A 21,741-nucleotide genomic window follows, 5' to 3' on the forward strand; every position below is an offset into this window, starting at 1 on the left:
AACGGAAATTAGGCGCTAACACTTGCTACCGACAACATGTTACGCCTAAAGGACGCAAATTTTATTCGATTATTGTTGGAGTATGACCCATGGCGACGAATTGGACGCCTGAAAGCTGGAGAGACGCAACGGGCATTCACATGCCTGCCTACAAGGATGCTGCCGCGTTGTCGGCCACCGAAAATACGCTGCGTAATTATCCGCCGCTGGTTTTTGCAGGCGAAGCGCGAAACCTCACTGCCGATCTTGCGAAAGTAGCGGAAGGTAAGGCGTTTCTGCTTCAAGGCGGCGACTGCGCCGAAAGCTTTGCCGAATTTCATCCGAATAACATCCGCGATACGTTCCGCGTGATCTTGCAAATGGCGGTCGTGCTGACCTTCGCGGGCAAGTTACCTGTGGTCAAACTTGGGCGCATGGCGGGACAATTTGCCAAGCCACGCTCGACACCGACCGAAACAATAGACGGCGTTGAGCTGCCGAGCTATTTCGGGGACATCATCAATGATATTGAATTTGTTGCCGAGGGACGTGAGCCAGACCCGGCGCGTATGATTCGCGCCTATAGTCAGGCGGCATCAACATTGAACCTGCTGCGTGCCTTTTCCAGCGGTGGCTATGCCAATCTGCAGCAGGTCAACGCCTGGACGCATGATTATATGGGCCGTTCGCCATGGGCACAGAAATATAAAGAAACCGCAGATCGTATCAGCGAGGCGCTGGCCTTTATGGAAGCGTGCGGCATTACGCCCGAAACAGTGCCGCAAATTAAGGGAACGAGCTTTTACACCAGCCATGAAGCCTTGTTGCTGCCTTATGAGCAAGCGATGACGCGTCAGGACAGCCTGACCGGCGGCTGGTATGATACGTCAGCACATTTCTTGTGGATTGGTGATCGGACGCGGTTCGAGGGGTCGTCCCATGTCGAATTTTTGCGTGGTATCGGCAACCCCATTGGCGTGAAATGTGGCCCAAGCCTTGAACCCGATGCATTGTTGCGGATGCTCGATACGCTGAACCCAGCGCGTGAGGCAGGGCGGATCACTCTGATCTCGCGTTACGGCTATGACAAGGTAGAAACTGGGCTCCCGTCCTTGGTGCGCGCCGTGCAACGTGAAGGGCATCCCGTCATCTGGTCCTGTGACCCGATGCATGGCAACGTCGTCAAATCAGCTAGCGGATATAAAACCCGCCCGTTTGAACGTATCTTAGCTGAAGTGCGCGGCTTCTTTGCTGTGCACCGCGCCGAGGGAAGCTTTGGCGGCGGTATCCATATCGAGATGACGGGGCAGAATGTCACCGAGTGTACTGGCGGGGCCATTGCCGTGACTGATGAAGGTCTGGCAGATCGGTATCACACACATTGCGACCCACGCCTAAACGCGGCGCAGTCGCTTGAACTGGCGTTTCTGTTGGCCGAAATGCTGAATCAGGAAATAGCGGGACGCGCGAAAAAGGCCGCTTAAAGCGGCCTTTTTGTAATGCTCACATTTTACTGCTTACTTCTTAATGCGCAGTTTCGAGACGGTAACCGTACCCGAAAACCGTGGAAATCCGGAAGCCGTTTTCGGGACGCAAAGCCAACTTCGCCCGCACCCTCGATATGTGCATATCTAACGTGCGTGTCGCGAGCGATGCCGTCGTCCGCCAAATGGTTTGCATAATATAATTACGCGACAAGGTCCGGTCTGTATTTTTGAAAAACATTTCCGCCAACTCAAATTCCTTGGCGGTCAAAATGACGGTCTGTCCGTTGATTGTAACGCTCTGCTCGAGCCGGTCCATTTTGTAGGCGCCATATATGACTTCAGTATCAAATGTGCCCCCCACAGCATTGCCACGCAGCAAAGCGTTGATCCGTGCGGCAATAACATTACGGCTTTCTGGCTTGGTAATGTAATCGTCAGCGCCGGCATTTAACGCTTCTGTAATATCGCGCTTGGCAGACCGTTTCGCCATCATGATAACCGGAGGTCGTCTGGGCAAAGACCTATTCATCCATGCAAGCAGGGGCATATTGTCCCCTGTGCGAATAGTCCAATCCAGTATGACGAGGTCAAATGCTTCCCGCGACAATATCTCCGTAAAAGCATTTTTGTCGGTGCAACCGACGGCAATATATCCTAAGTCTTCGACTATCTGTTTAAGATAATCAACAACATCCACACCATAGTCGGCAATAAACACTCTCATCCTAGCACCACCCCTCAGCAGCCCGCCGGTATAACGGCGATAAGATGTATCTAACGATATATTACTTAGTTACTAGATAGTATACAAAATTTTACGAAAAGTTACACAATTTTACAAAAATTCTGGAAGTGTTAGATGCGCAGTATGTGCATAAATGGCTGGGGCGGCAGGGATCGAACCTGCGAATGGCGGCATCAAAAGCCGCTGCCTTACCGCTTGGCGACGCCCCAGCAAGCCAGTAATCTGGCCAGTTCGGGCGGCTTATATCGCGGGAATCTTATTGCGCAACTTCTTAATCAATGCGCTGCACCCAGCCATGGGCATCTGCGGCAATTCCGCGCTGGATATCCACAAGTTTTGACCGGATTTGCTGAGTCATCTGCCCCGCACCGCCTGCGCCGATGGTAAAACTGCCCTTTGCGGACTGCACTTTTCCAACTGGCGTGACGACCGCAGCCGTTCCGCAGGCGAAGGTTTCGACCAAGCGCCCCGATTCCGCATCGGCCCGCCACTGGTCGATGGCGTAGCGTTCCTCGCGCACGTTCAACCCTTGCGCGCGCGCCAAAGTCATCACGCAATCGCGGGTGATGCCTTCCAATATTGTACCGTCGGCGGGCGGTGTGATGATCGACCCGTCATCGAACAGGAAAAACAGGTTCATGCCGCCCAGTTCCTCCACCCAGCGATGTTCGGCTGCGTCGAGAAACACGACTTGGTCGCAACCTTGCTTAATGGCTTCGGATTGTGCGACGAGGCTGGCGGCATAATTGCCGCCGCATTTTGCCGCGCCCGTGCCGCCGGGTGCCGCGCGGGTATATTGTTCGGACACCCAGATCGAAATTGCCGGCGCGCCGCTTTTGAAATAATTGCCCGCCGCAGACGCAATGACCATGAACAGATATTCTGCGGATGGCTTCACGCCCAGAAACACTTCGCTCGCGATCATGAATGGGCGCAGATAAATGGAGCCGCCGTCAACAGGTGGAAACCAGTCCTTATCGACATCAACCAATTGCTTGCATGCTTGCAGGAACATCTCTTCGGGCAATTCGGGCATGGCCAGGCGCTTTGCCGAGCGTTGGAAACGGCGGGCATTTTGTTCGGGGCGGAACAAGGCCATCCCGCCGTCGGCAAGGCGATAGGCCTTTAGCCCTTCAAAAATCTCTTGCGCATAATGCAAAACGGCCGTCGCAGGGTCGAGCGTCAGGGGCGCGCGTGGCCCGACCTTTGCGTCGTGCCAACCCTTGTCGTCCGAATAACGGATTGTCACCATATGGTCTGTGAACACCCGGCCAAAACCGGGGTCGATCAGCCGCGCGGCGCGTTCATTGGGATCGACCGGATTCAGGTTTGCCTCAAAAGGAAATGCGCCAGCGTTCATCGATGCTCTCATTCATTAGGGTCTTGCACTGTCCTATGGGCTAGGCCAAGATACGTCAATATGGCTGTCCCATCTTCTATTTCGGTCACCCCGACCGCGTCACCTCTGTTCCTTCGTGAGAATGAGGTGCGGCGCGGGGTTGAGCTTTTGTTCTTTGGATATACGCGGCTTACCCGCGCAATTGACGAAGGGCTGGCGGAACATGGCCTTGGCCGTGCGCACCATCGCGCCCTGTATTTCATTGCGCGCCAGCCCGACCTGCCGATCAGCGCGTTACTTAAAATCCTCGCAATCACGAAACAATCGCTTGGCCGCGTCCTTACCGATTTGGGGGACAGGGGGCTTGTGGAAACGCGTATGGGGAATGTCGACCGGCGTCAGAAACTCTTGCGACTCACGCCTGAGGGCATTCAGTTCGAAGCGCAATTATTTGATGCGTTGCGTAACAGCTTGGCGTCGGCTTATGCCGCGGCGGGTCAGGAATCCGTCACAGGCTTCTGGCGCGTCCTCGAAGGCTTGATCCCCGCTGAGGACAAGGCCATGGTCGTCGCCTTACAGAAAGATATTTGATGCGCGATACACTCCTAAGGCTTGAACACACCATTGCCCAGCGCGCGGACGCCGCCCCTGACAGCAGCTATGTCGCATCTTTATTCGCCAGAGGACGCGGCAAAATCGCGCAAAAAGTAGGCGAAGAAGCGACCGAGGCGATTATCGCGGCGCTGTCGGGTGACAGGGCGGATGTCACTGCTGAAGCGGCGGACCTTATTTTTCACTTAATGATTTTGCTGCGTGATGTGGGTGTATCGCTGGACGATGTGCTCGCTGAACTGGACCGCAGGGAAGGCGTGTCCGGCTTGGTCGAGAAAGCAGCGCGGACATAAGCTAGGGTCAGGACCACTTAAATGCACCTTCGCGGCGTCAAAATGGCAAAGATATCGAAGGAAAATGTCCTCCGCAGGCAGTCATTCTGCCTGCAAGGGCATTTTGTTTCGAGATCGAAGCCATTTTGGCGTCCTTCGGATTTGACCCATTTTGTCCATTGCCACGTTGGCAAGCTTGGACTTAGAAACACTAAGTCCTGCGCTTGCCGCCTGGCACTGAACAAAATGGCCTCAAACCGCGAAGGTGTATTTAAGTGGTCCTGACCCTAAGGAGTAAGGCATGCCGATTGATCCGACACTGGAATATGACGACCAGAATATCTTCGCCAAAATCCTGCGTGGCGAGATACCGTGCCGCAAGGTGTTCGAGGATGAATGGGCCTTGGCCTTTGACGACATCAACCCGCAAGCACCCCTCCATGTGCTGGTGATTCCCAAAGGTCGCTATGTCAGTTGGGACGATTTCAGCGCCAAAGCCAGCGACGCGGAAATAGCCGGATTTGTCCGCGCCGTCGGCCAACTTGCGCGCGAATTGGGGCTGCTGGAACCCGGATATCGCTTGCTCGCCAACATCGGAATGGACGCGCATCAGGAAGTTCCGCACCTGCATGTCCATATTTTTGGTGGAAAACCCCTCGGACCCATGCTTATGCGGTGAAATTAAGTTGCGCTGACGCACGGAGTGTTTAGGTCAGCGTTGGAGTTTTTTTTTGGGGAGACGAATATGATTTTCGGGCGCGTAAAGCCGCTTGATGCGATCTTGGCTACGGCTGAGAAAAAATCGCTCACGCGAACGCTGGGGGCTTTTCAGCTTACCATGTTAGGTATTGGTGCCATCATTGGTACCGGCATTTTTGTTTTGACAGCTGAGGCTGCAAATAAGGCCGGTCCTGCCATGATGGTTAGCTTTGTCATCGCTGCGGTGGTTTGCGGACTGGCGGCATTATGTTATTCCGAATTGGCATCCATGGTGCCGGTTTCAGGGTCAGCTTACACCTATAGCTATGCCACTTTTGGCGAAATTATTGCGTGGATTGTCGGATGGGCACTTGTTCTTGAATATGCCATTGCGGCTTCGGCTGTGTCGGTTGGCTGGTCCGGATATATGGTTGGGCTGGTCGAAAACATATTTGCGATAGAGGTCGGCAATGACTTCGTTGCGGGACCATTTGACGCGAATCCCGGCATTATCAACGTTCCCGCTATGCTCATCGCTTTATTGTGCATGGCGTTATTGTTGATTGGAACTAAGGAAAGCGCGCGTTTTAACGCAATCTTGGTCGCCATCAAGGTAGCGGCCCTCATGCTCTTTCTTGTCTTGGCATTGCCAGCAATGAACGCAGAGAACTTCCAGCCATTTAGCCCGAACGGTTTTTTTGCCAAGGAAGTGGTCGATCCGATTACGAATAATATGGTCACGGTCGGCGTTGCGGCTGCGGCGGCATCCATTTTCTTCGCTTATGTTGGTTTCGACGCCGTTTCAACAGCAGCAGAAGAAACAATCAATCCTCAACGGAATATCCCGATCGGTTTGATCGGCTCGCTGGCGATTTGCACGATCATCTACATGTTGGTTGCCGCAGGTGCCACTGGCGCTGTTGGGGCTCAACCCGGAGGTGAACTGTCGCAATCGAAAGAAGCTTTGGCATTCGTGCTTAATGAAATCGGTCACGGTTGGGCCGGTAAGCTCGTCGCTATTTCAGCCGCCATTGCATTGCCTTCGGTTATCTTGATGATGATGTTTGGGCAAACTCGCATCTTTTTTGTGATGGCGCGCGACGGATTGCTGCCGGACGTGTTTTCCAAACTTCACCCGAAATACGGAACACCGCATGTCGTAACCTTGTGCACGGGTGTATTTGTGGCATTGTTTGCTGCACTTTTCCCTGTGGGCAAGTTGGCCGACATTTCAAATTCTGGTACTTTGTTCGCATTCTTTACCGTTGCGGTCGGTGTCATGATTTTGCGTCGGACCAATCCCGACCGCGCTCGGCCATTCCGTACACCTTTGTACTTCTTGGTGTGCCCCTTGGCTGCCGCAGGTTGCGTGTTCCTGTTCTTCCAACTTTCCGGTTACACGGAACTCATGTTCCTGGGTTGGACAATAATCGGTCTGGTCGTATATTTCTTATACAGCCGCCGCCGGAGCCATGTTGGCCAGGGGATTGCGTAACATAGGAGCGCCGACAAGCGGTCTAGCGGCAATTTCGTAAATTTGTTGCTAAATAACAATAAGACAGGGGCGCTTCGGCGCCCCTTTTCTTTGCCTTAATTGCGCGGGGTGACGGGCAGGGGCTGGGTCGTGCCGGGCCGCGTAAACAGCCTCCCTTTCTCGCACCACAGGACAAAGCCAAGTGCGACCAACCCGCAGCACAGGAACCCAAAAGCGACGGGATATACTGTGCCGTCAAACTGCTGCCCGATAAATGCACCAAGCGATGCCGCAAGCGCCGTGCGGACGAAGGTCTGAAATGACGAGGCCGCACCTGCGACATGGCCAAAGGGGGTCATCGCAATCGACGAGAAGTTGGAGCCGATGAAACCGATCATCGCCATGTTACCGGTCAGCAATATCAGGAAGATCGGCAAGGATGTTGGTGCATAACGCGCCGCAAGCAGTTGCAACGCGCCCAATGCGATAAAGGTCAACAAAGCGGTCTGCGACACACGGCGCGCGCCAAAGCGTTCGACGATGCGCGAATTGGTGAAGTTGGACACCGCGATACCAATGGCGACGATCGCAAAGCCAATGGTGAAGAAATCCGCAGCGTTGAACACCTTGTCAAACATCTGCTGCGAACTGTTGAGATAGCCGAACAAAGCGCCCTGCGTGACGCCAGCGCCAATCATATAGCCGGCCGCGTTGCGGTTAAGGACAACAGCCTTCCAAGCCTTAGCGAGCGTCTTTGGCTGAATCGGAATGACATTTTCGGGTGCCAATGTTTCGGGCAAGCGCAGATAAACCCAGATAGCGGCGGCGACGGAGATGACGGCCATCAGGTCAAAAATCACCCGCCAGCTAGCGAAAAGCAACACCAACTGGCCAATTGTCGGCGCAATAATTGGCACGATCATAAAGATGAGGAAGATAGTCGACATGCGCCGCGCCATGGCGTCGCCTTCAAACTGGTCCCGGATGACCGAAATCACGAGAACGCCCATGGCAGCCGCCAAAAGCCCATGGATAAAGCGCATGATCAGCATGATTTCAAAATCAGGCGCAAAGGAACAGGCCAGCGAAGCTATCGCCGCACCAATAGTTGCAATCAACAATATCGGCTTTCGCCCATAACGGTCGGACAATGGACCGTAAATGAGCGCACCGATTCCTGTGCCAGCCAGAAAGGTCGAGATGATATATTGGATATGATTCGGCTCGGCGAGGTTAAGGCCCCGCACCATGGCAGGGAAGGCGGGCAACATCGCGTCAATCGCCAGCGCATTGAGCGCCATGAGCGACGACATCATAACGGTCAGCTCACGCGGACCAATGGATTTCTTAACGGGAGTAGGGGATGGCATTTTGTCGCTATGCGGGAGCGGCCACCATTTTGCCACCCCTTAGGGTCAGGACCACTTAACTCCACCTTCGCGGTTTGAGGCCATTTTGACGCCGCGAAGGTGGATTTAATAGCTCCTGACCCTAAATAAGCCCCGAGCTGCGCATGCTGCTGAAACCGTTTTTGCCAATGATGATGTGGTCGTGCACGGCTATACCGAACTTTTTCCCCGCATCCGCAATGTCGCGTGTCATTGCGATATCTTGGCGGCTGGGGGCGCTGTCCCCGCTGGGATGGTTGTGCACAAGAATAATTGCTGCTGCGCCAAGGTCCATCGCGCGGCGGATAACTTCGCGGGTGTAAATGGCGGCTTGATCGACGGAACCCTCACTCGCCACCTCGTCGCGGATCAGCATGTTTTTGCTGTTAAGATACAGCGTGCGCACGCGCTCAATCGTCAGATGCGCCATATCGGCGCGCAGATAATCGAGTAAAGATTGCCACGACGACAGGATCGGCAACTCGCGCACGGGTTCGCTGAGCAGGCGAAGCGCCGCCACTTGGACTATCTTCAACGCCGCAACGCTGGTTTCGCCCATCCATTTTTCTTGCAAGATACTGTCGGCGTCTGCGGTCAGCAAGGCCGACAGGCTGCCGTAACGGTGAATCAAATCCTTCGCGATCTGCTTGGTATCTCGGCGTGGAATGGCGAGCGCGAGGAGATATTCGATCAATTCATGATCGTGCAGGCTCTCGCCATTTTTCTCCAACAAACGCTTACGCAAACGCGCGCGGTGGCCTGTGCCATGATGTTCCGTCTTGTCCGCAATATCTGTCATCAGGTCTATCCTGTTGTGATATAGTTCTTTTCTGCTATTTTTTCGTCGGACGCAAGTCGCATCATGCAAATGGCGTTGCAACCAGTCGGCCTTTCCCGCATTTGAGTGGCATGCAGGATCCTGCCGACGAAACACCGACGGGCGATGTCGATGTGCAACCCGATAGAGGCGCACAGTGGAAGCGGCGCATTTTCGGCGGCGTTGGCATCTTGCTTGCGCTGTTGTTGCTATTCGCATGGACTCAGCGCAACAATATCGCCGACCGTTTTGTGCAAAATGCGTTTGCAGAGCGGGGTATCAAGGCAAGCTACAAAATCGATACCATCGGTTTCCGCACCCAGCGTATCCGCGACCTTGTTATCGGCGATCCGGCACGCCCCGACCTTACCGCAAAGCGAGTCGAAATTGACTTGGCCCTGAACTTCGACGGCGCAACTTTGCGCAACGTCCGCGCGGACGGCGTCATTCTGCGCGGGCGTTATGCCGATGGCACCTTGTCCTTCGGCGAACTCGACAAATTCCGCGACCCTAAGTCCGCCGAGCCGTTTGAGTGGCCCGATATCGCGGTAACCATTAAAAACGCCCGCGCGCGGATTGATACACCATGGGGTGTTATCGGTGCTAGCCTCAATGGCAGCGGCCTGCTGCGGAACCGTTTTGCGGGCCATCTGTCGCTGCGCGCCCCGGTTGTGAAGGCGGCGGGATGCAGCGCGGCGGACATGAAATTTGATGGCAAGCTGCTGCTCGAATGGCGTGAGCCGCGTTTAATCGGGCCAATGACGTCCGCCAAAGCATCATGCAGCGAAGCGGGCATCGCGCTCGTCGCGCCGCTTCTTGAGGCCAATCTAAAGCTGTCAGAACGCTTTGATGCTTGGGACGGCACTTTCGCTTATGCGGCAGATGCGCTCAGAATATCGCAAGCTCAGTTGCGGGGCATATCCGGCAAGCTGTCGGTTGATGGCAAATTGGCGCGCACCAATTTCGACTTTGCCATGGTTAAGGGTTCATTGCGTTCCGCCCCGCTGTCGGCGCGTCGGTTGGCTTTGGCGGCGAAAGGAACCGCTGGTCTCATAGACGGCCATATGGCTTTGTCTGCCCGAGGCGATGCCTCCATCATCGGCGGCGCATTTGATCGCGGCACAATCACGGGCCTTCGTGACCTGGCCGCACAAACGAAGGACACACCAGTTGGCCCCATAATCGCGCGCATGGCACCCGTGCTCGAACGCGCTGGCGATCAATTTTCCGCCAGCCTCGATTTTGATAGCTATCAGGATTTTCAGGGTCGGCGTGGGACAAGCATCGCGGACCTTGCGTTCACCAGTGCATCAGCTGTGCGTGTGCGACAAAATGGTTCTTTTGGCGTGACGGGAACCGCGACCGGATGGCGACTGGATGCGCCTGCGCAATTGGCGCTTTCCGGACCCAATGTGCCCGCTGCCACCCTTTCGCTCGCGCAATCGGGTCAGAACTGGTCTGGCAATCTGGTTATTGCGCCTTATGCCTCTGGCGGGGCGAAGCTTACGGTGCCCAAACTTGCCTTTAACGGTGTCCCCAATGGCGCATGGCGCTTTGCCGGACAGGCGCGGATGTCTGGGCCGTTGCCGGGTGGATTCGTCACGGGCCTGAACATCCCGATATCGGGTCGTTATAATGCTGGGGCTTTCACCTTGTATGACAGCTGCCAGAATGTCCGATTTGACGCGTTGAACGTGTCGAGCCTTATGTTACGAGGCCAATCGCTCCGGCTTTGCCCTGATGCTGGCCGCCCGATGCTCGCCTTGCGCCACGGTAAACTTCGCTTTGCCACCAAACTCGCAGGCTTCAACGCTTTGGGCACGCTTGGTGGCGCACCCCTCGCTGCGCGCGGCAGTAATGTCCGCTTCAGCCTTGCCGATGGTTTTGCCGCCAAAGATGTGGTCGTCGAGCTCGGCCAACCGGACGCGCGCTCTGTTTTCAACATCGCCAGCCTTGATGGCAGATTTGGCCAAGGCGGCGCTTTCGGCACGCTGACGGGCGGCGCGGGGCAGATTGGCAACGTGCCGCTGCTGATTGACGCGGCGTCGGGCGCATGGCGTTACCTTGCCGGAACTCTCACCCTCAACGCGCGGATGAATGTGTTGGATGCGGATCAGGTCGACCGGTTCATGCCCATGCTGCTGCCCGATATGCTGCTGTCGCTCGAAAACAGCATCATCACCGCGACCGGCCATTTGGTTGAACCCACAACTGGCACCCGCGTTTCGGATGTCGATATCCGCCATGACCTCAGCAACAGTAACGGACGCGCCTTGCTCGCGGTGGATGACCTGCGCTTCAATGCAGGCTTTCAACCCGACCTGCTCACGGCGCTTGTCTTGGGCGTCGCCGCCTATGTCGATGGCAGCGTCTCGGGCGATGGCCGTATCGCGTGGGACACAGATGGGGTGCGCAGCACTGGTCGTGTGTCCACGCGCGATATGAACTTGGCCGCCGCCTTCGGCCCGGTTGAGGGGCTGGCGACCGAAATCGTGTTTTCCGACCTTTTGGGCCTCGAAACCGCATCGGGCCAAATCGCGATGCTTGGGTCGGTTAACCCAGGCATAGCTGCACTGGGCGGAACGGTTAGCTACCGATTGCTGTCCAATCGGCAGGTGGCGATTGAATCGGGTCGCTGGCCATTTGCGGGCGGAGAATTGGTGCTTGAGCCAACCGTCCTCGATTTCGGGGTTGAGTCCGAACGCCGACTGACCTTCCGCGCCATTGGCGTTGATGCGGAAAAGCTGCTGGCTGGATATGATTTCCAGAATCTGCGCGTCACCGGCGTGTTTGACGGGACCTTGCCGATGGTTTTCAACCAAGATGGCGGCCGGATTGTCGGCGGCACCCTGGTGTCGCGTGCTGGCGGCGGGGAGGTCAGCTATCTCGGCGAACTGGCCTATGAAGATATGGGTATGTTCGCCAACTATGCCTTTAACGCCTTGCGCTCTATACGCTATTCCAGTTTGACCATTGACGTGGAGGGCGACCTTGGCGGGGAAATCGTGACCGAAATAAGCTTTACGGGTGTGCAACAGGGCGCATTGGCAAAACGCAACTTCATCACGCGGCAACTGGCGCGTATCCCAATCAAATTCAACGTCAGTGTGACTGCGGAATTCATGAAGCTCATTGGCTCTATCCGTGGGCTTTATGATGCCAATTATGCGGCGGACCGCGATCTGAAATCTTTGCTCGACGCGCAGAGAAAGCAGAACGCGAAAACGGAGTCCGCAGAAATTAAAGAAGAACCAACACATGAATGAACCATTCAGCATAGGGAAAGCGAACATGGCGCAAAACCGCGATCAATTGACGAACCGCACGGATAATGCGATTCGTTCCAACATGGGAAAAACGATCTTCTTGTTCATGCCGTTGATGGCCTCGGTTTTGGCAGGATGCGTGCAAGTCACCGCGCCTGACAAGCCAATCGTCATCAACCTCAACATCGCAATCCGGCAGGAGATTTTATACAAGCTGTCGGCGCCGTCCAAAAAAGTGATTGAAAATAACCCGGGAGTATTTTGATGAGAGACTCTGTTGAAATGATCATCGCGGCGTTGTTGCTGGGTGTCACCGCAACAAGCGCGATGGCCTTCCAGTCGGGCCGGGACCCCGCCTATCAAAGCGCACGGGAAAGCGGGCAGGTCGGCGAAAAATCAGACGGTTATCTGGGCTTTGTTGTTCCGCCCTCGTCGTCGGTTCGCGCGTTGGTCGAGGATATCAATATTAAGCGCAAGGCCGTGTATTCAAAAGAGGCCCTGGCAAATGGTGCAACCGTTGAGGAAATGGCCTTGCGTACGGGCTGCCGCCTGATTGCAGAACGTATGGTCGCTGGCGAAAAATACCAGACGCCGTCGGGTGCGTGGAAAACCCGTGACGGAAGCGCGCCCGAACTGGACCCGCGCTGTCCGCAGTGAGACTGCCAACATAGTTTGGATAGGCCGCAGCAGAGATGCTGCGGCCTTTTCTATTGCGTCGCAACATTCTTGCAGGCGCGCTGTTGACTTGGCGCAGACGCTCTCCTAAAGCGCCGTTGCCTAGGCGGGGTTGCCCCGATTTCGTGGTGGTTCCCTTTGTTAAAGAGGATGCAATCACATGACGTCGGACAATTCCGGGCAGGATGGCAAAGGCAAAAGTGACGCTCGGCTCGATTCGTTAGACATGCAGCTGAAAGCGGCGCGGAAGGCCGAAGCAGAACGCGCAGGTAAAGATCAGGTTCCAGCCAAAGGAATGCGGCAAGGGAACAGGGTTTTGACCGAACTGATTGCTGGTCCGGCTGGTGGTGCTTTGGTTGGCTGGTTATTGGACCGGCTTCTGGGTGTCGCGCCTGCGCTTCTGTTGGTCTGCATGTTTTTGGGCATCGCGGTCGCCTTCAGGAATATTATAAAGATTTCAGCAGAGCGTCCGGACTAATCTGGGCGCTTGACGTGTATATAACAGGGTAGTGAACGTGGCAGGCGAAAGCGGCAAAATCGATCCGATGTACCAGTTCAAGATTGAACCGCTCGCGCAGCTTCAACTTGGTGGCTATGACGTCTCCTTCACCAACTCTTCGTTGTTCATGGTGCTTGTCCTTGGCGCTTTGTGGGTTTTTATGGCGGGCGGAATGAAGCGCGAAATGGTTCCCGGTCGCTGGCAAATGGCGGTCGAGGGTGCCACTGGCTTCATCAACAACATGTTGACCGCAAATGTCGGTCCCGAGGGCAAGAAATATGTGCCCTTGGTGTTCTCGTTGTTCATGTTCATCCTGATGGCGAACTTCATGGGAATGATGCCCTTTGGCATCGTCCCTGGCGTGCATCCCTTCACGATTACAAGCCACCTGACGGTAACTGCCGTCTTGGCATTGTTCAGCTTCGGCACTGTCTTGGTCGTTGGTTTCTGGAAGCATGGCCTACATTTCTTCAGCCTGTTCGTCCCGCAGGGCACGCCATGGTGGTTGCTCTGGCTAATCCCGGTTATTGAGCTTTTCTCCTTCATGATCCGTCCATTCAGCCTCGCGCTGCGTTTGTTCGTCGCCATGACGGCAGGACATATCATGATGAAGGTGCTCGCCGGATTTGTGATCAACGGCCTGAATGCAGAAGCCGCTTGGGTGCCGCTGATTGTGAGCTTCCCAGCTTTTCTGCTGATGATTGGTATTACCCTGCTTGAACTGCTCGTGTGTGCAATTCAGGCTTATGTTTTCGCGCTTTTGACGTCGCTGTACATCAACGACGCCGTCAATTTGCATTAAGTTTTCAACCACTAAGTTTATTTTTTAACAGGAGTTATTATCATGGACGCAGAAGCAGCCCAAATGATCGGTGCCGGTCTTGCAGCAATTGGTGCTGGCATCGCCGCTGGCGGTGTTGGTAACGTTTTTAGCTCGTTCCTTCAGGGCGCGTTGCGTAACCCAGCAGCCGCTGACAGCCAGCAGGGCCGTCTGTTCATCGGCTTCGCCGCCGTCGAACTTCTTGGTCTGCTCGCGTTCGTTATCGCGATGATCCTGATCTTCGTTGCCTAACTGACGGTTCGCCCCGGCACTGCGCCGGGGCATTCTTTCATAAGGACGAACGCATAATATGCCCCAGATTAGTCAGATCCTTGAAACCTATGCATCGCAGTTCTTTTGGCTGTTGATTGTCTTTGGCTTGATCTATTTTACGGTCGGCCGGGTCATGTTGCCAAAGGTGGAAGCAACGATGGATGCCCGTAATCGCAAGATTGCGGACGACCTTGCTGCTGCCGAACATGCACGGTCAGAGGCCAACAATCTGGGTGACAGCGGTGCTGCCAACCTGACGGCGGCACGAAACGAGGCGCAAGCCAAATCCTCCGCTGCTAAGGCGAAAGCCGCCAAAGACGCCGATGCGCGTCTGGCGAAGGCCGATGCCGAAGTCAGCATAAAGGTCGCTGCGGCTGAAGCAGCATTGTCTAAGGCGACAGCCAAAGCACTCGCAGGCATTGAGGCCGTTGCAGCAGACGCTGCGGCTGATATCGTCGCCAAGGTTTCCGGCGCCAAGGTCACACCTGCGCAAGCCGCAACAGCAGTGAAGGCGGTAATGTTGCATGGCTAATCCTCCAGTTGCAACCGAAGCGGCTACCGTCGCGGCACCCGCAAGCAATATGGCCGCACCCGTAGGCAAATTACAGGAATCCGAAAAGGCACTTGATATGTTGGAGGACGATGCCGTCCCTTTGACCCATTCGGGCACTGAGACAGCAATAGCCGGCGAACATGCCAAGCCATCGGCGCTTGGCTTTGACGCAACGATGCTCGTCGCTTTGGCGATGTTGGTGGTGCTTGCGCTCGCTATTTGGAAAAAGGTTCCCGCCGTGATCGCGGGCGCGCTGGACAAACAGATTGCGGGCATCAAGCAGCAGTTGGATCAGGCGACAGCTCTGCGGGCCGAAGCGGAAGCCATCAAAGCCGAATATGAAGCCAAGGCGAAGCAAGCGGCGATTGACGCCGAAGCGATGAAGGCTGCGGCGGAAGAAGAAGCCAAGTTGATCGTATCGCGCGCCAAGTCCGACGCAACCGCGTTGATTGGCCGCCGTGCGCAAGCTGCCGAAGACAAAATCGCTGCCGCCGAACGCGCGGCGATTGCCGATGTGCGCAAGACTGCGGCCACGGCTGCTGCGGCCGCTGCTGCGCAGCTTATTGCTGCGCATCATGACGCAAAGGCCGACGCTGCGTTAATCGATCAGTCGATTGCGGCCCTGAACTAGGGTCGGGACCTAAGCCTACGTCGCCAAACCTCGTCATTCCCGCGTAGGCGGGAACCCAACTCCGGCCATATCATCATCCTGACCCGGTAATTGCTCCCTTAGAGCTCCGGAGTTGGATCCCCGCCTTCGCGGGGATGACGAAGAATATGCCTATCGTTCTGCCTAAGCGGGAATGACATTGAGTCTGCCAATGGCTCCGCCTACATGGCAGGCAGCATGTCCAAAGCCGACCGCCCCGACCAACCCAACGCAGCCTCCCGCTTTAGCGAGGAAAAGGCGACCTATGCGGTGCGCGGTGCGGACACGCCAGATTTCGACACCGGCATCGCCGCGATCCGAAATGTCCTTAAAACCCTCCCGCTCAAACCTGGCGTCTACCGCATGCACGATGCGCGCGGCGACGTGCTTTATGTTGGTAAAGCGCGCGCCTTAAAGAATCGCGTTGGCAATTATGTGCAGATTGACCGGCTCCCCAACCGCTTGCGCCGGATGGTGGCGCTGACGCGGTCCATGACCATTGTCACAACCAACAGCGAGGCTGAGGCGCTGTTGCTTGAGGCGCAACTCATCAAGCGTTACCGCCCCGCTTACAACGTGCTGCTGCGTGACGACAAAAGCTTTCCCTTCATTCTGCTGCGCGCCGACCATAAATTTCCTCGCATTCAAAAACATCGCGGTGCGCGGCGGCATAAGGGCCAATATTACGGCCCGTTCGCTAGCGCTGGCTCCGTCAACCAAACACTGAACGCGCTGCAAAAATTGTTTTTGCTGCGAAGCTGCACTGACAGTTTCTTCAACAATCGCGACCGGCCTTGTTTATTGTATCAGATCAAGCGCTGTTCCGCGCCGTGTGTCGGCCGGATTGACGACGCGTCATATGGCAGTCTTGTCGCAGACGCTAAATCCTTCCTCGACGGCAAATCCTCCTTTGTACAAGCGAAGCTGGCCAAGGAAATGGAATCCGCCGCCGAGGCTCTCGATTTCGAACGCGCTGCCATGGTCCGCGACCGGCTTCGGGCGCTTACCTTCATTCAGGGGTCGCAGGCGATCAACGCGCAAGGCGTGGGCGACGCGGACATCTTCGCGCTAGCACATCGCAACGGCGTGATGGGCATTCAGGCATTTTTCATTCGTGGCGGGCAGAATTGGGGGCATCGCTCCTTCTTCCCCGCGCATGTTGCCGAAATAAGCGAGGACGAAGTGTTCACCAGCTTCCTCGCGCAATTTTATGAGGATGTACCCCCTGCAAAATCCATTTTCCTTGATCGGCAACTGGGCGAGGCAGACTTGTTGGCGCAAGCCTTGTCCGAACGTGCCGAACGCAAGATCGAAATCAGCGTGCCGCAACGCGGCGACCGTGCGCGCTTGGTTAAACAAGCGACGCGCAACGCCGAAGAAGCGCTCGACCGCAAGCTGGCGGAGAGCACCACGCAGGGTAAATTGCTGCAAGAGGTGGCTGACCTGTTCGAATTGCCCGAAGCGCCGCGCCGAATCGAAGTTTATGACAACAGCCATATTCAGGGAACAAACGCGCTGGGCGCGATGATCGTTGCCGGGCCAGAAGGTTTCATCAAGGGCCAATATCGCAAGTTCAATATCAAAAACCCTGACACTGCGCCGGGTGATGACTTCGCCATGATGCGCGAAGTCATGGCGCGGCGTTTTGGGCGGCTCGTAAATCCTCCCCGTGCCGGGGAGGATTTTGAACCCGAACGCGATGAAAACTGGCCCGATCTTGTCCTGATCGATGGTGGCAAGGGGCAAATGAGCTCCGTCATGCAAATCGTGCGTGAACTGGGCGTTGAGGATGTTGCCTTTATCGGCGTGTCCAAAGGCCCTGACCGTCACGCGGGCCGCGAGATGTTCCACTTCCCCGATGGCCGCGAATTTACCTTGCCCGTCAACGCGCCCGTCATGTTTTATTTGCAACGGCTGCGCGATGAGGCGCACCGCTTTGCCATTGGTGCGCACCGCGCGAAACGCAGCAAGGCCATTACCGTCAGTCCGCTTGACGAAGTTCCGGGCATTGGCCCGTCGCGCAAAAAGGCGCTATTGATGCATTTCGGCACCGCCCGCGCCGTGCGTAATGCCAGCCTTGAGGATTTGCAAAAGACCCCCGGCGTATCTGCCGCCGTCGCACAGACGGTCTATGATTATTATCACAGCAACGGGTGATGTCGGCAGTAGCGAAACTCTGCGCCGCTATTTTGATTGCATGGCGGGGTAGGTTCGATAGAGTCATGTCATGACGAACAATCAACTGTTGCTTGAAGCGATAGCGCTCAAAAAATGTGTCACCCTGGTGTATAACAATGTGCCGATGAAGCTGGCCCCGCATGTCCTGTATTCCAAACACAATGCCGTGTTCACCGATGCTGTCATATTGGAAAAACATGGCGTGGCGCGACGTGATAAGAAGATCGGCGCTTTCCATTTATCGGGGCTCAACGAACTGCAACTGACGGACCAGCCATTTGAAATTGATGCTGCGTTTGAACCTGCCGCCGAAAAATATGCCGGTGTGACCTTATTCATGGTCAGCGCGGACGCAGGATAGAGCTTCCCCTCGCGCCGCAGTCTTGGCATGAGGGCGCATGGATATTTCGGCATCTGCCATCATCTGCGCGGTCCGCAACCATGGCGAAACAGGCGCCATTGTGCGCGGCTTTACCTCAGATTACGGCATGATTGCGGGCTATGTCGCGGGCGCGCGTGGTCGGCAATTGCGGCCAGTCCTCATCCCCGGCAATGTCATCAAGGGCGAATGGCGGACGCGCATCGCCGGACAATTGGCGCGCCTGACGCCCGAACCTTTGCACAGCCGTGCACATTTGTTAAGCGAACCATTGGCGATTGCCGCGATTGACTGGGTCACGGCGCTAACCGCAGCGACTTTGGCGGAGGGTGTGCCTTATCCGCGTGTCCATAGCGCAGCGGACGGTTTGCTATCCGCCATCGAGCTGGCGCCAGCGGCCAGGGTGTGGGCTGGGGCAGTGGCACAATATGAGAGTTTGCTGCTGGCCGAACTAGGCTATGCCGAAGAACATGATAGCGACAGCGCGCCCGTCGCAATGATGGCGCAGACCCGTAAGCGGCTGGTCGCTTATGTCTTGGGCGACCGCCGCGCCGATGTCATGGTCGCCCGCGAACGGCTCGTGGAGCGGTTGAAAAGGGCGGCGGTGTGATGGCCGCTACAACATCATAAAAAACCGTCGCACCAGCGCAGGCTGGTGCCTATCTCGTCTCTCGTTCGGGCGCAGTGCTTTTCGGCAATGCGACATAGGCCCCAGCCTGCGCTGGGGCGACGGGATGTTTATTGCGAACAGAGTTGCATAAGCGCGCGGCTGTTGGCAGGGGAAATTCTGCCATTTCAGCTTCGTCATGCTGAACTGGTTTGTGCTCTGCACGCCTGCGGCTCCAGCATCCATCGTGCCCAATAGCCCGCGGCTTGTGACGAGAAATGGACCCTGAAACAAGTTCAGGGTGACGGTAGAAAATTAGAGGACAGTTCGAATGCTCATTGCCTTGTTACCTGGGGACGGAATTGGCCCCGAAGTCATTACGCAAGCACGCCGCGTTTTGGATGCGCTTGCCAACGACGGGCTGGTCTTCGAAGAAGCGCTCGTCGGCGGTGCAGCCTATAAGGCGACCGGACATCCTTTGCCGGCCGACACGCTCGCGCTTGCCAAGCGCGCGGATGCGATATTATTTGGTGCAGTGGGTGATCCGGATTGCGACGCGCTCGAACGGCATTTGCGACCAGAACAGGCGATATTGGGCCTGCGCAAGGAACTATCTTTGTTCGCAAACCTGCGCCCCGCCACATTGTTTCCCGAATTGGCCGACGCCAGCGCGCTTCGACCCGAAGTCGCGTCACAAATTGATATGGTCATCGTCCGCGAACTCAATGGCGATGTTTATTTCGGCGAAAAGGGTATGCGCAAAACCGCCGACGGCAAGCGCGAAGGCTATGATATCATGTCTTACAATGAGGATGAGGTTCGCCGCATCGCCCGCGTCGGCTTTGATACCGCGATGGCGCGGGGCAGGAAACTCTGCTCGGTGGACAAGGCCAATGTGCTTGAAACGTCCCAATTGTGGCGCGATGTCGTCATCGAAACCCATGCCGAATATCCCGAAGTCGCTTTAACCCACATGTATGTCGACAATTGCGCGATGCAATTAGTACGCAACCCCGGCCAGTTTGACGTGATCGTGACGGGCAATTTGTTCGGCGACATATTGTCTGATCAGGCCAGCATGTGCGCTGGCTCGATTGGCATGTTACCTAGCGCCTCGCTGGACGCCGCCCAGAAGGGCTTATACGAGCCCATCCACGGCAGCGCGCCCGATATCGCGGGGCAGGGCAAGGCCAACCCGCTTGCGACGATATTGTCGGCGGCGATGATGCTGCGTTACTCGCTGGGCTTGCCGGAGCAGGCCGACCGTATTGAAGCGGCGGTCGCCAAAGCACTCGCGGCTGGTGCCCGTTCGCCCGATCTTGGTGGCACATATTCGACCAGCGAAATGGGTGATGCGGTGCTTGCCGCCTTGACCTGAACCCTGCTCTCCCCGAAAAGCGAACTTATGAAGAAAACTACAGGCCAGAATCGCGAAATTACCAAGCATTGGCGTCCCGCCACGCAAGCGGTGCGAGGCGGCACTTGGCGCAGTGAGCATGGCGAGACGTCGGAGGCATTGTTCCTGTCGTCGGGCTTTACCTATGACGATGCTGAAACCGTTGCTGCGCGCTTTGCCGGTGAACAGGATGGCATGACCTATTCGCGGTTGCAGAACCCGACGGTGCAAATGCTCGAAGAACGCATTGCGTTGATGGAGGGGGCAGAGGCATGCCGGGTCCAAGCCTCGGGCATGGCGGCGATGACCACGGCGTTATTGTGCCAGTTGCAAATGGGCGATCATGTCGTTGCCGCGCGCGCGGCCTTCGGATCGTGCCGCTGGCTAACGGACAATTTGCTGCCCAAATGGGGTATCAGCACGACCACAATCGACAGCCGCGATAATGATGCGTGGAAGGCAGCTATTCAGCCGAATACGAAAGTGTTCTTCTTTGAAACGCCGGCAAATCCGACGATGGACATTGTCGACATGGCCTATGTCTGCGGACTGGCGAAAGAACATGGCATCACCACCGTCGTCGATAACGCCTTTGCGACGAGCGTGTTGCAACGCCCGATGGACTTTGGCGCCGACGTTGTCGCCTATAGCGCGACGAAATTGATGGACGGGCAGGGCCGCGTTCTGGCCGGCGCAGTGTGCGGCTCGCAACAATGGATCGATGACGTGCTGTTGCCGTTTCAGCGCAACACGGGGCCAAACCTGTCGCCCTTTAACGCATGGGTGGTGCACAAGGGGCTTGAGACGTTGGAACTGCGCGCCATGCGGCAGTCGGAAAATGCGCTTGTCGTCGGTAAATTCCTTGAGGGCCGCGTGCCGCACATGATGCACCCCGGCCTTGAAAGCCACCCGCAACATGCACTTGCGATGCAGCAGATGAAGGCGTGCGGGCCGATTTTCGCCTTTTCGGTCGATGGTGGCCGTAAACAAGCGCATGCCTTGTTAAATGGACTTCAGTTGATCGACATCTCGAACAATATTGGCGACGCACGCAGCCTGATGTGCCATCCGGCATCCTCCACGCATCACGGCATGGGCCCCGAAGCCCGCGAAGCGATGGGCGTTGGCGAAGGTTTGATCCGCATCAATGTCGGTTTGGAAGACCCGGCGGATTTGATCGAAGACTTAGATCAGGCACTCAAGGCCGCTGGTTTATGAGCAGTATCCTCGATTCCTTTTTTGCCGCCAGCGCGACGACCGATGGCATTACCGTCCGCGTCTCGCCCAATTTTTTGGTGGAACAATCCGCGCCCGCTCAAGGACGTTGGTTCTGGTCATACCATATCCGCATCGAAAATGTGGGTGATGAGCCTGTGCAATTGATGACTCGGCATTGGCGGATTACCGATGGTCGCGGCACGATCAGCCATGTCGATGGCGACGGCGTGGTGGGCGAACAGCCGCTTTTACGTCCCGGTGAGAGCCATGATTATGTTTCCGGCTGCCCCTTGCCGACACCCAGTGGCACGATGGAAGGCAAATACCGCTTCGTGCGGGAGGACGGGACGACGTTCTTGGTGGAAATCCCCCGCTTCACTTTGGTGGCCCCAGCTACGGCGCGATGAGCCTACGCG

At 56.2% G+C, this 21,741-nt stretch carries 23 protein-coding genes and 1 tRNA gene; 19 read left to right on the forward strand and 5 right to left on the reverse strand.

Annotation, left to right across the window (positions count from 1 at the left end; translation table 11 throughout):
* The first annotated feature begins 89 nt into the window (after positions 1-89).
* Positions 90-1,463, forward strand: a complete 1,374-nt coding sequence (locus tag HEQ18_RS00905; RefSeq protein WP_432815155.1) for a class II 3-deoxy-7-phosphoheptulonate synthase — start codon at positions 90-92, stop codon at positions 1,461-1,463.
* Between the two features lie 40 nt (positions 1,464-1,503).
* On the opposite strand, the gene HEQ18_RS00910 is transcribed toward HEQ18_RS00905, so the two are convergent.
* From HEQ18_RS00910 to HEQ18_RS00920, 3 genes are all read right to left on the reverse strand, one after another.
* Positions 1,504-2,190: a response regulator transcription factor gene (locus HEQ18_RS00910; RefSeq protein ID WP_432815156.1), complete on the reverse strand. Its 687-nt coding sequence runs from the start codon at positions 2,188-2,190 to the stop codon at positions 1,504-1,506.
* 155 nt (positions 2,191-2,345) lie between these two features.
* Positions 2,346-2,420, reverse strand: a tRNA-Gln gene (locus HEQ18_RS00915).
* 62 nt (positions 2,421-2,482) lie between these two features.
* Positions 2,483-3,583: a branched-chain amino acid aminotransferase gene (locus tag HEQ18_RS00920; protein WP_432815157.1), complete on the reverse strand. Its 1,101-nt coding sequence runs from the start codon at positions 3,581-3,583 to the stop codon at positions 2,483-2,485.
* Between the two features lie 48 nt (positions 3,584-3,631).
* Between HEQ18_RS00920 and HEQ18_RS00925 the strand changes: the two genes are divergently transcribed.
* The 4 genes from HEQ18_RS00925 to HEQ18_RS00940 all read left to right on the forward strand — a co-directional run bounded on the left by HEQ18_RS00925 (position 3,632) and on the right by HEQ18_RS00940 (position 6,628).
* Complete coding sequence (locus tag HEQ18_RS00925; RefSeq protein WP_432815158.1) at positions 3,632-4,141, forward strand: MarR family winged helix-turn-helix transcriptional regulator; 510 nt, start codon at positions 3,632-3,634, stop codon at positions 4,139-4,141.
* Positions 4,141-4,455, forward strand: a complete 315-nt coding sequence (locus HEQ18_RS00930; RefSeq protein ID WP_432815159.1) for a phosphoribosyl-ATP diphosphatase — start codon at positions 4,141-4,143, stop codon at positions 4,453-4,455. Before HEQ18_RS00925 ends, HEQ18_RS00930 begins: the two co-directional genes overlap by 1 nt.
* A gap of 280 nt (positions 4,456-4,735) precedes the next feature.
* Positions 4,736-5,113: a histidine triad nucleotide-binding protein gene (locus HEQ18_RS00935; protein ID WP_432815160.1), complete on the forward strand. Its 378-nt coding sequence runs from the start codon at positions 4,736-4,738 to the stop codon at positions 5,111-5,113.
* A gap of 66 nt (positions 5,114-5,179) precedes the next feature.
* Positions 5,180-6,628: an amino acid permease gene (locus tag HEQ18_RS00940; RefSeq protein WP_432815161.1), complete on the forward strand. Its 1,449-nt coding sequence runs from the start codon at positions 5,180-5,182 to the stop codon at positions 6,626-6,628.
* A gap of 95 nt (positions 6,629-6,723) precedes the next feature.
* On the opposite strand, the gene HEQ18_RS00945 is transcribed toward HEQ18_RS00940, so the two are convergent.
* Complete coding sequence (locus tag HEQ18_RS00945) at positions 6,724-7,977, reverse strand: multidrug effflux MFS transporter (RefSeq protein ID WP_432815162.1); 1,254 nt, start codon at positions 7,975-7,977, stop codon at positions 6,724-6,726.
* A 121-nt stretch (positions 7,978-8,098) separates the two neighbouring features.
* Positions 8,099-8,794, reverse strand: a complete 696-nt coding sequence (gene radC / locus HEQ18_RS00950) for a RadC family protein (protein ID WP_296198990.1) — start codon at positions 8,792-8,794, stop codon at positions 8,099-8,101.
* 110 nt (positions 8,795-8,904) lie between these two features.
* On the opposite strand from radC, the gene HEQ18_RS00955 reads away from it, so the two are divergent.
* From HEQ18_RS00955 to apaG, 14 genes are all read left to right on the forward strand, one after another.
* On the forward strand, positions 8,905-12,078 hold the full coding sequence (locus HEQ18_RS00955; protein ID WP_432815163.1) for an intermembrane phospholipid transport protein YdbH family protein: 3,174 nt from the start codon (positions 8,905-8,907) through the stop codon (positions 12,076-12,078).
* 25 nt (positions 12,079-12,103) lie between these two features.
* Positions 12,104-12,343, forward strand: a complete 240-nt coding sequence (locus HEQ18_RS00960; protein WP_432815164.1) for a YnbE family lipoprotein — start codon at positions 12,104-12,106, stop codon at positions 12,341-12,343.
* Positions 12,343-12,735, forward strand: coding sequence for a YdbL family protein (locus HEQ18_RS00965; RefSeq protein WP_397604407.1), 393 nt, complete (start codon positions 12,343-12,345; stop codon positions 12,733-12,735). Before HEQ18_RS00960 ends, HEQ18_RS00965 begins: the two co-directional genes overlap by 1 nt.
* Positions 12,736-12,913: 178 nt before the next feature.
* Positions 12,914-13,231, forward strand: a complete 318-nt coding sequence (locus tag HEQ18_RS00970) for an AtpZ/AtpI family protein (RefSeq protein ID WP_432815165.1) — start codon at positions 12,914-12,916, stop codon at positions 13,229-13,231.
* Between the two features lie 67 nt (positions 13,232-13,298).
* Entirely contained in the window at positions 13,299-14,054 is a 756-nt protein-coding gene (locus HEQ18_RS00975) for a F0F1 ATP synthase subunit A (protein ID WP_432816020.1), read from the forward strand.
* Positions 14,055-14,096: 42 nt separating this feature from the next.
* Complete coding sequence (locus tag HEQ18_RS00980; protein WP_125229901.1) at positions 14,097-14,324, forward strand: F0F1 ATP synthase subunit C; 228 nt, start codon at positions 14,097-14,099, stop codon at positions 14,322-14,324.
* 58 nt (positions 14,325-14,382) lie between these two features.
* A complete protein-coding gene (locus HEQ18_RS00985) occupies positions 14,383-14,877 on the forward strand; it encodes an ATPase (RefSeq protein ID WP_432815166.1) in 495 nt (164 codons plus the stop codon).
* A gap of 97 nt (positions 14,878-14,974) precedes the next feature.
* Complete coding sequence (locus tag HEQ18_RS00990; protein WP_432816021.1) at positions 14,975-15,529, forward strand: F0F1 ATP synthase subunit B; 555 nt, start codon at positions 14,975-14,977, stop codon at positions 15,527-15,529.
* Between the two features lie 216 nt (positions 15,530-15,745).
* Positions 15,746-17,704, forward strand: a complete 1,959-nt coding sequence (gene uvrC, locus HEQ18_RS00995; RefSeq protein WP_432815167.1) for an excinuclease ABC subunit UvrC — start codon at positions 15,746-15,748, stop codon at positions 17,702-17,704.
* A 70-nt stretch (positions 17,705-17,774) separates the two neighbouring features.
* Positions 17,775-18,086, forward strand: a complete 312-nt coding sequence (locus HEQ18_RS01000) for a hypothetical protein (RefSeq protein WP_397604410.1) — start codon at positions 17,775-17,777, stop codon at positions 18,084-18,086.
* A gap of 37 nt (positions 18,087-18,123) precedes the next feature.
* Positions 18,124-18,714: a DNA repair protein RecO gene (gene recO, locus HEQ18_RS01005; RefSeq protein ID WP_432815168.1), complete on the forward strand. Its 591-nt coding sequence runs from the start codon at positions 18,124-18,126 to the stop codon at positions 18,712-18,714.
* 328 nt (positions 18,715-19,042) lie between these two features.
* Positions 19,043-20,089 (forward strand): 3-isopropylmalate dehydrogenase, encoded by a 1,047-nt coding sequence (gene leuB / locus HEQ18_RS01010; RefSeq protein WP_432815169.1) that lies wholly within the window; start codon positions 19,043-19,045, stop codon positions 20,087-20,089.
* 27 nt (positions 20,090-20,116) lie between these two features.
* A complete protein-coding gene (locus tag HEQ18_RS01015; protein WP_432815170.1) occupies positions 20,117-21,325 on the forward strand; it encodes a trans-sulfuration enzyme family protein in 1,209 nt (402 codons plus the stop codon).
* Positions 21,322-21,732 (forward strand): Co2+/Mg2+ efflux protein ApaG, encoded by a 411-nt coding sequence (gene apaG, locus HEQ18_RS01020; RefSeq protein ID WP_296199014.1) that lies wholly within the window; start codon positions 21,322-21,324, stop codon positions 21,730-21,732. The genes HEQ18_RS01015 and apaG overlap by 4 nt, the downstream gene beginning before the upstream one ends.
* Positions 21,733-21,741: the final 9 nt, after the last annotated feature.

Source organism: Sphingorhabdus sp., assembly GCF_050921905.1.
Taxonomy (GTDB): Bacteria; Pseudomonadota; Alphaproteobacteria; order Sphingomonadales; family Sphingomonadaceae; genus Sphingorhabdus_B.

Excerpts from the sequence above, each read along its gene's own strand:
- HEQ18_RS00905 (WP_432815155.1), top strand. The coding sequence starts at position 90 with ATGGCGACGAATTGGACGCCTGAAAGCTGGAGAGACGCAACGGGCATT.
- HEQ18_RS00910 (WP_432815156.1), bottom strand. The coding sequence starts at position 2,190 with ATGAGAGTGTTTATTGCCGACTATGGTGTGGATGTTGTTGATTATCTT.
- HEQ18_RS00920 (WP_432815157.1), bottom strand. The coding sequence starts at position 3,583 with ATGAGAGCATCGATGAACGCTGGCGCATTTCCTTTTGAGGCAAACCTG.
- HEQ18_RS00925 (WP_432815158.1), top strand. The coding sequence starts at position 3,632 with ATGGCTGTCCCATCTTCTATTTCGGTCACCCCGACCGCGTCACCTCTG.
- HEQ18_RS00930 (WP_432815159.1), top strand. The coding sequence starts at position 4,141 with ATGCGCGATACACTCCTAAGGCTTGAACACACCATTGCCCAGCGCGCG.
- HEQ18_RS00935 (WP_432815160.1), top strand. The coding sequence starts at position 4,736 with ATGCCGATTGATCCGACACTGGAATATGACGACCAGAATATCTTCGCC.
- HEQ18_RS00940 (WP_432815161.1), top strand. The coding sequence starts at position 5,180 with ATGATTTTCGGGCGCGTAAAGCCGCTTGATGCGATCTTGGCTACGGCT.
- HEQ18_RS00945 (WP_432815162.1), bottom strand. The coding sequence starts at position 7,977 with ATGCCATCCCCTACTCCCGTTAAGAAATCCATTGGTCCGCGTGAGCTG.
- radC (WP_296198990.1), bottom strand. The coding sequence starts at position 8,794 with ATGACAGATATTGCGGACAAGACGGAACATCATGGCACAGGCCACCGC.
- HEQ18_RS00955 (WP_432815163.1), top strand. The coding sequence starts at position 8,905 with ATGCAGGATCCTGCCGACGAAACACCGACGGGCGATGTCGATGTGCAA.
- HEQ18_RS00960 (WP_432815164.1), top strand. The coding sequence starts at position 12,104 with ATGGCGCAAAACCGCGATCAATTGACGAACCGCACGGATAATGCGATT.
- HEQ18_RS00965 (WP_397604407.1), top strand. The coding sequence starts at position 12,343 with ATGAGAGACTCTGTTGAAATGATCATCGCGGCGTTGTTGCTGGGTGTC.
- HEQ18_RS00970 (WP_432815165.1), top strand. The coding sequence starts at position 12,914 with ATGACGTCGGACAATTCCGGGCAGGATGGCAAAGGCAAAAGTGACGCT.
- HEQ18_RS00975 (WP_432816020.1), top strand. The coding sequence starts at position 13,299 with ATGTACCAGTTCAAGATTGAACCGCTCGCGCAGCTTCAACTTGGTGGC.
- HEQ18_RS00980 (WP_125229901.1), top strand. The coding sequence starts at position 14,097 with ATGGACGCAGAAGCAGCCCAAATGATCGGTGCCGGTCTTGCAGCAATT.
- HEQ18_RS00985 (WP_432815166.1), top strand. The coding sequence starts at position 14,383 with ATGCCCCAGATTAGTCAGATCCTTGAAACCTATGCATCGCAGTTCTTT.
- HEQ18_RS00990 (WP_432816021.1), top strand. The coding sequence starts at position 14,975 with ATGTTGGAGGACGATGCCGTCCCTTTGACCCATTCGGGCACTGAGACA.
- uvrC (WP_432815167.1), top strand. The coding sequence starts at position 15,746 with ATGTCCAAAGCCGACCGCCCCGACCAACCCAACGCAGCCTCCCGCTTT.
- HEQ18_RS01000 (WP_397604410.1), top strand. The coding sequence starts at position 17,775 with ATGACGAACAATCAACTGTTGCTTGAAGCGATAGCGCTCAAAAAATGT.
- recO (WP_432815168.1), top strand. The coding sequence starts at position 18,124 with ATGGATATTTCGGCATCTGCCATCATCTGCGCGGTCCGCAACCATGGC.
- leuB (WP_432815169.1), top strand. The coding sequence starts at position 19,043 with ATGCTCATTGCCTTGTTACCTGGGGACGGAATTGGCCCCGAAGTCATT.
- HEQ18_RS01015 (WP_432815170.1), top strand. The coding sequence starts at position 20,117 with ATGAAGAAAACTACAGGCCAGAATCGCGAAATTACCAAGCATTGGCGT.
- apaG (WP_296199014.1), top strand. The coding sequence starts at position 21,322 with ATGAGCAGTATCCTCGATTCCTTTTTTGCCGCCAGCGCGACGACCGAT.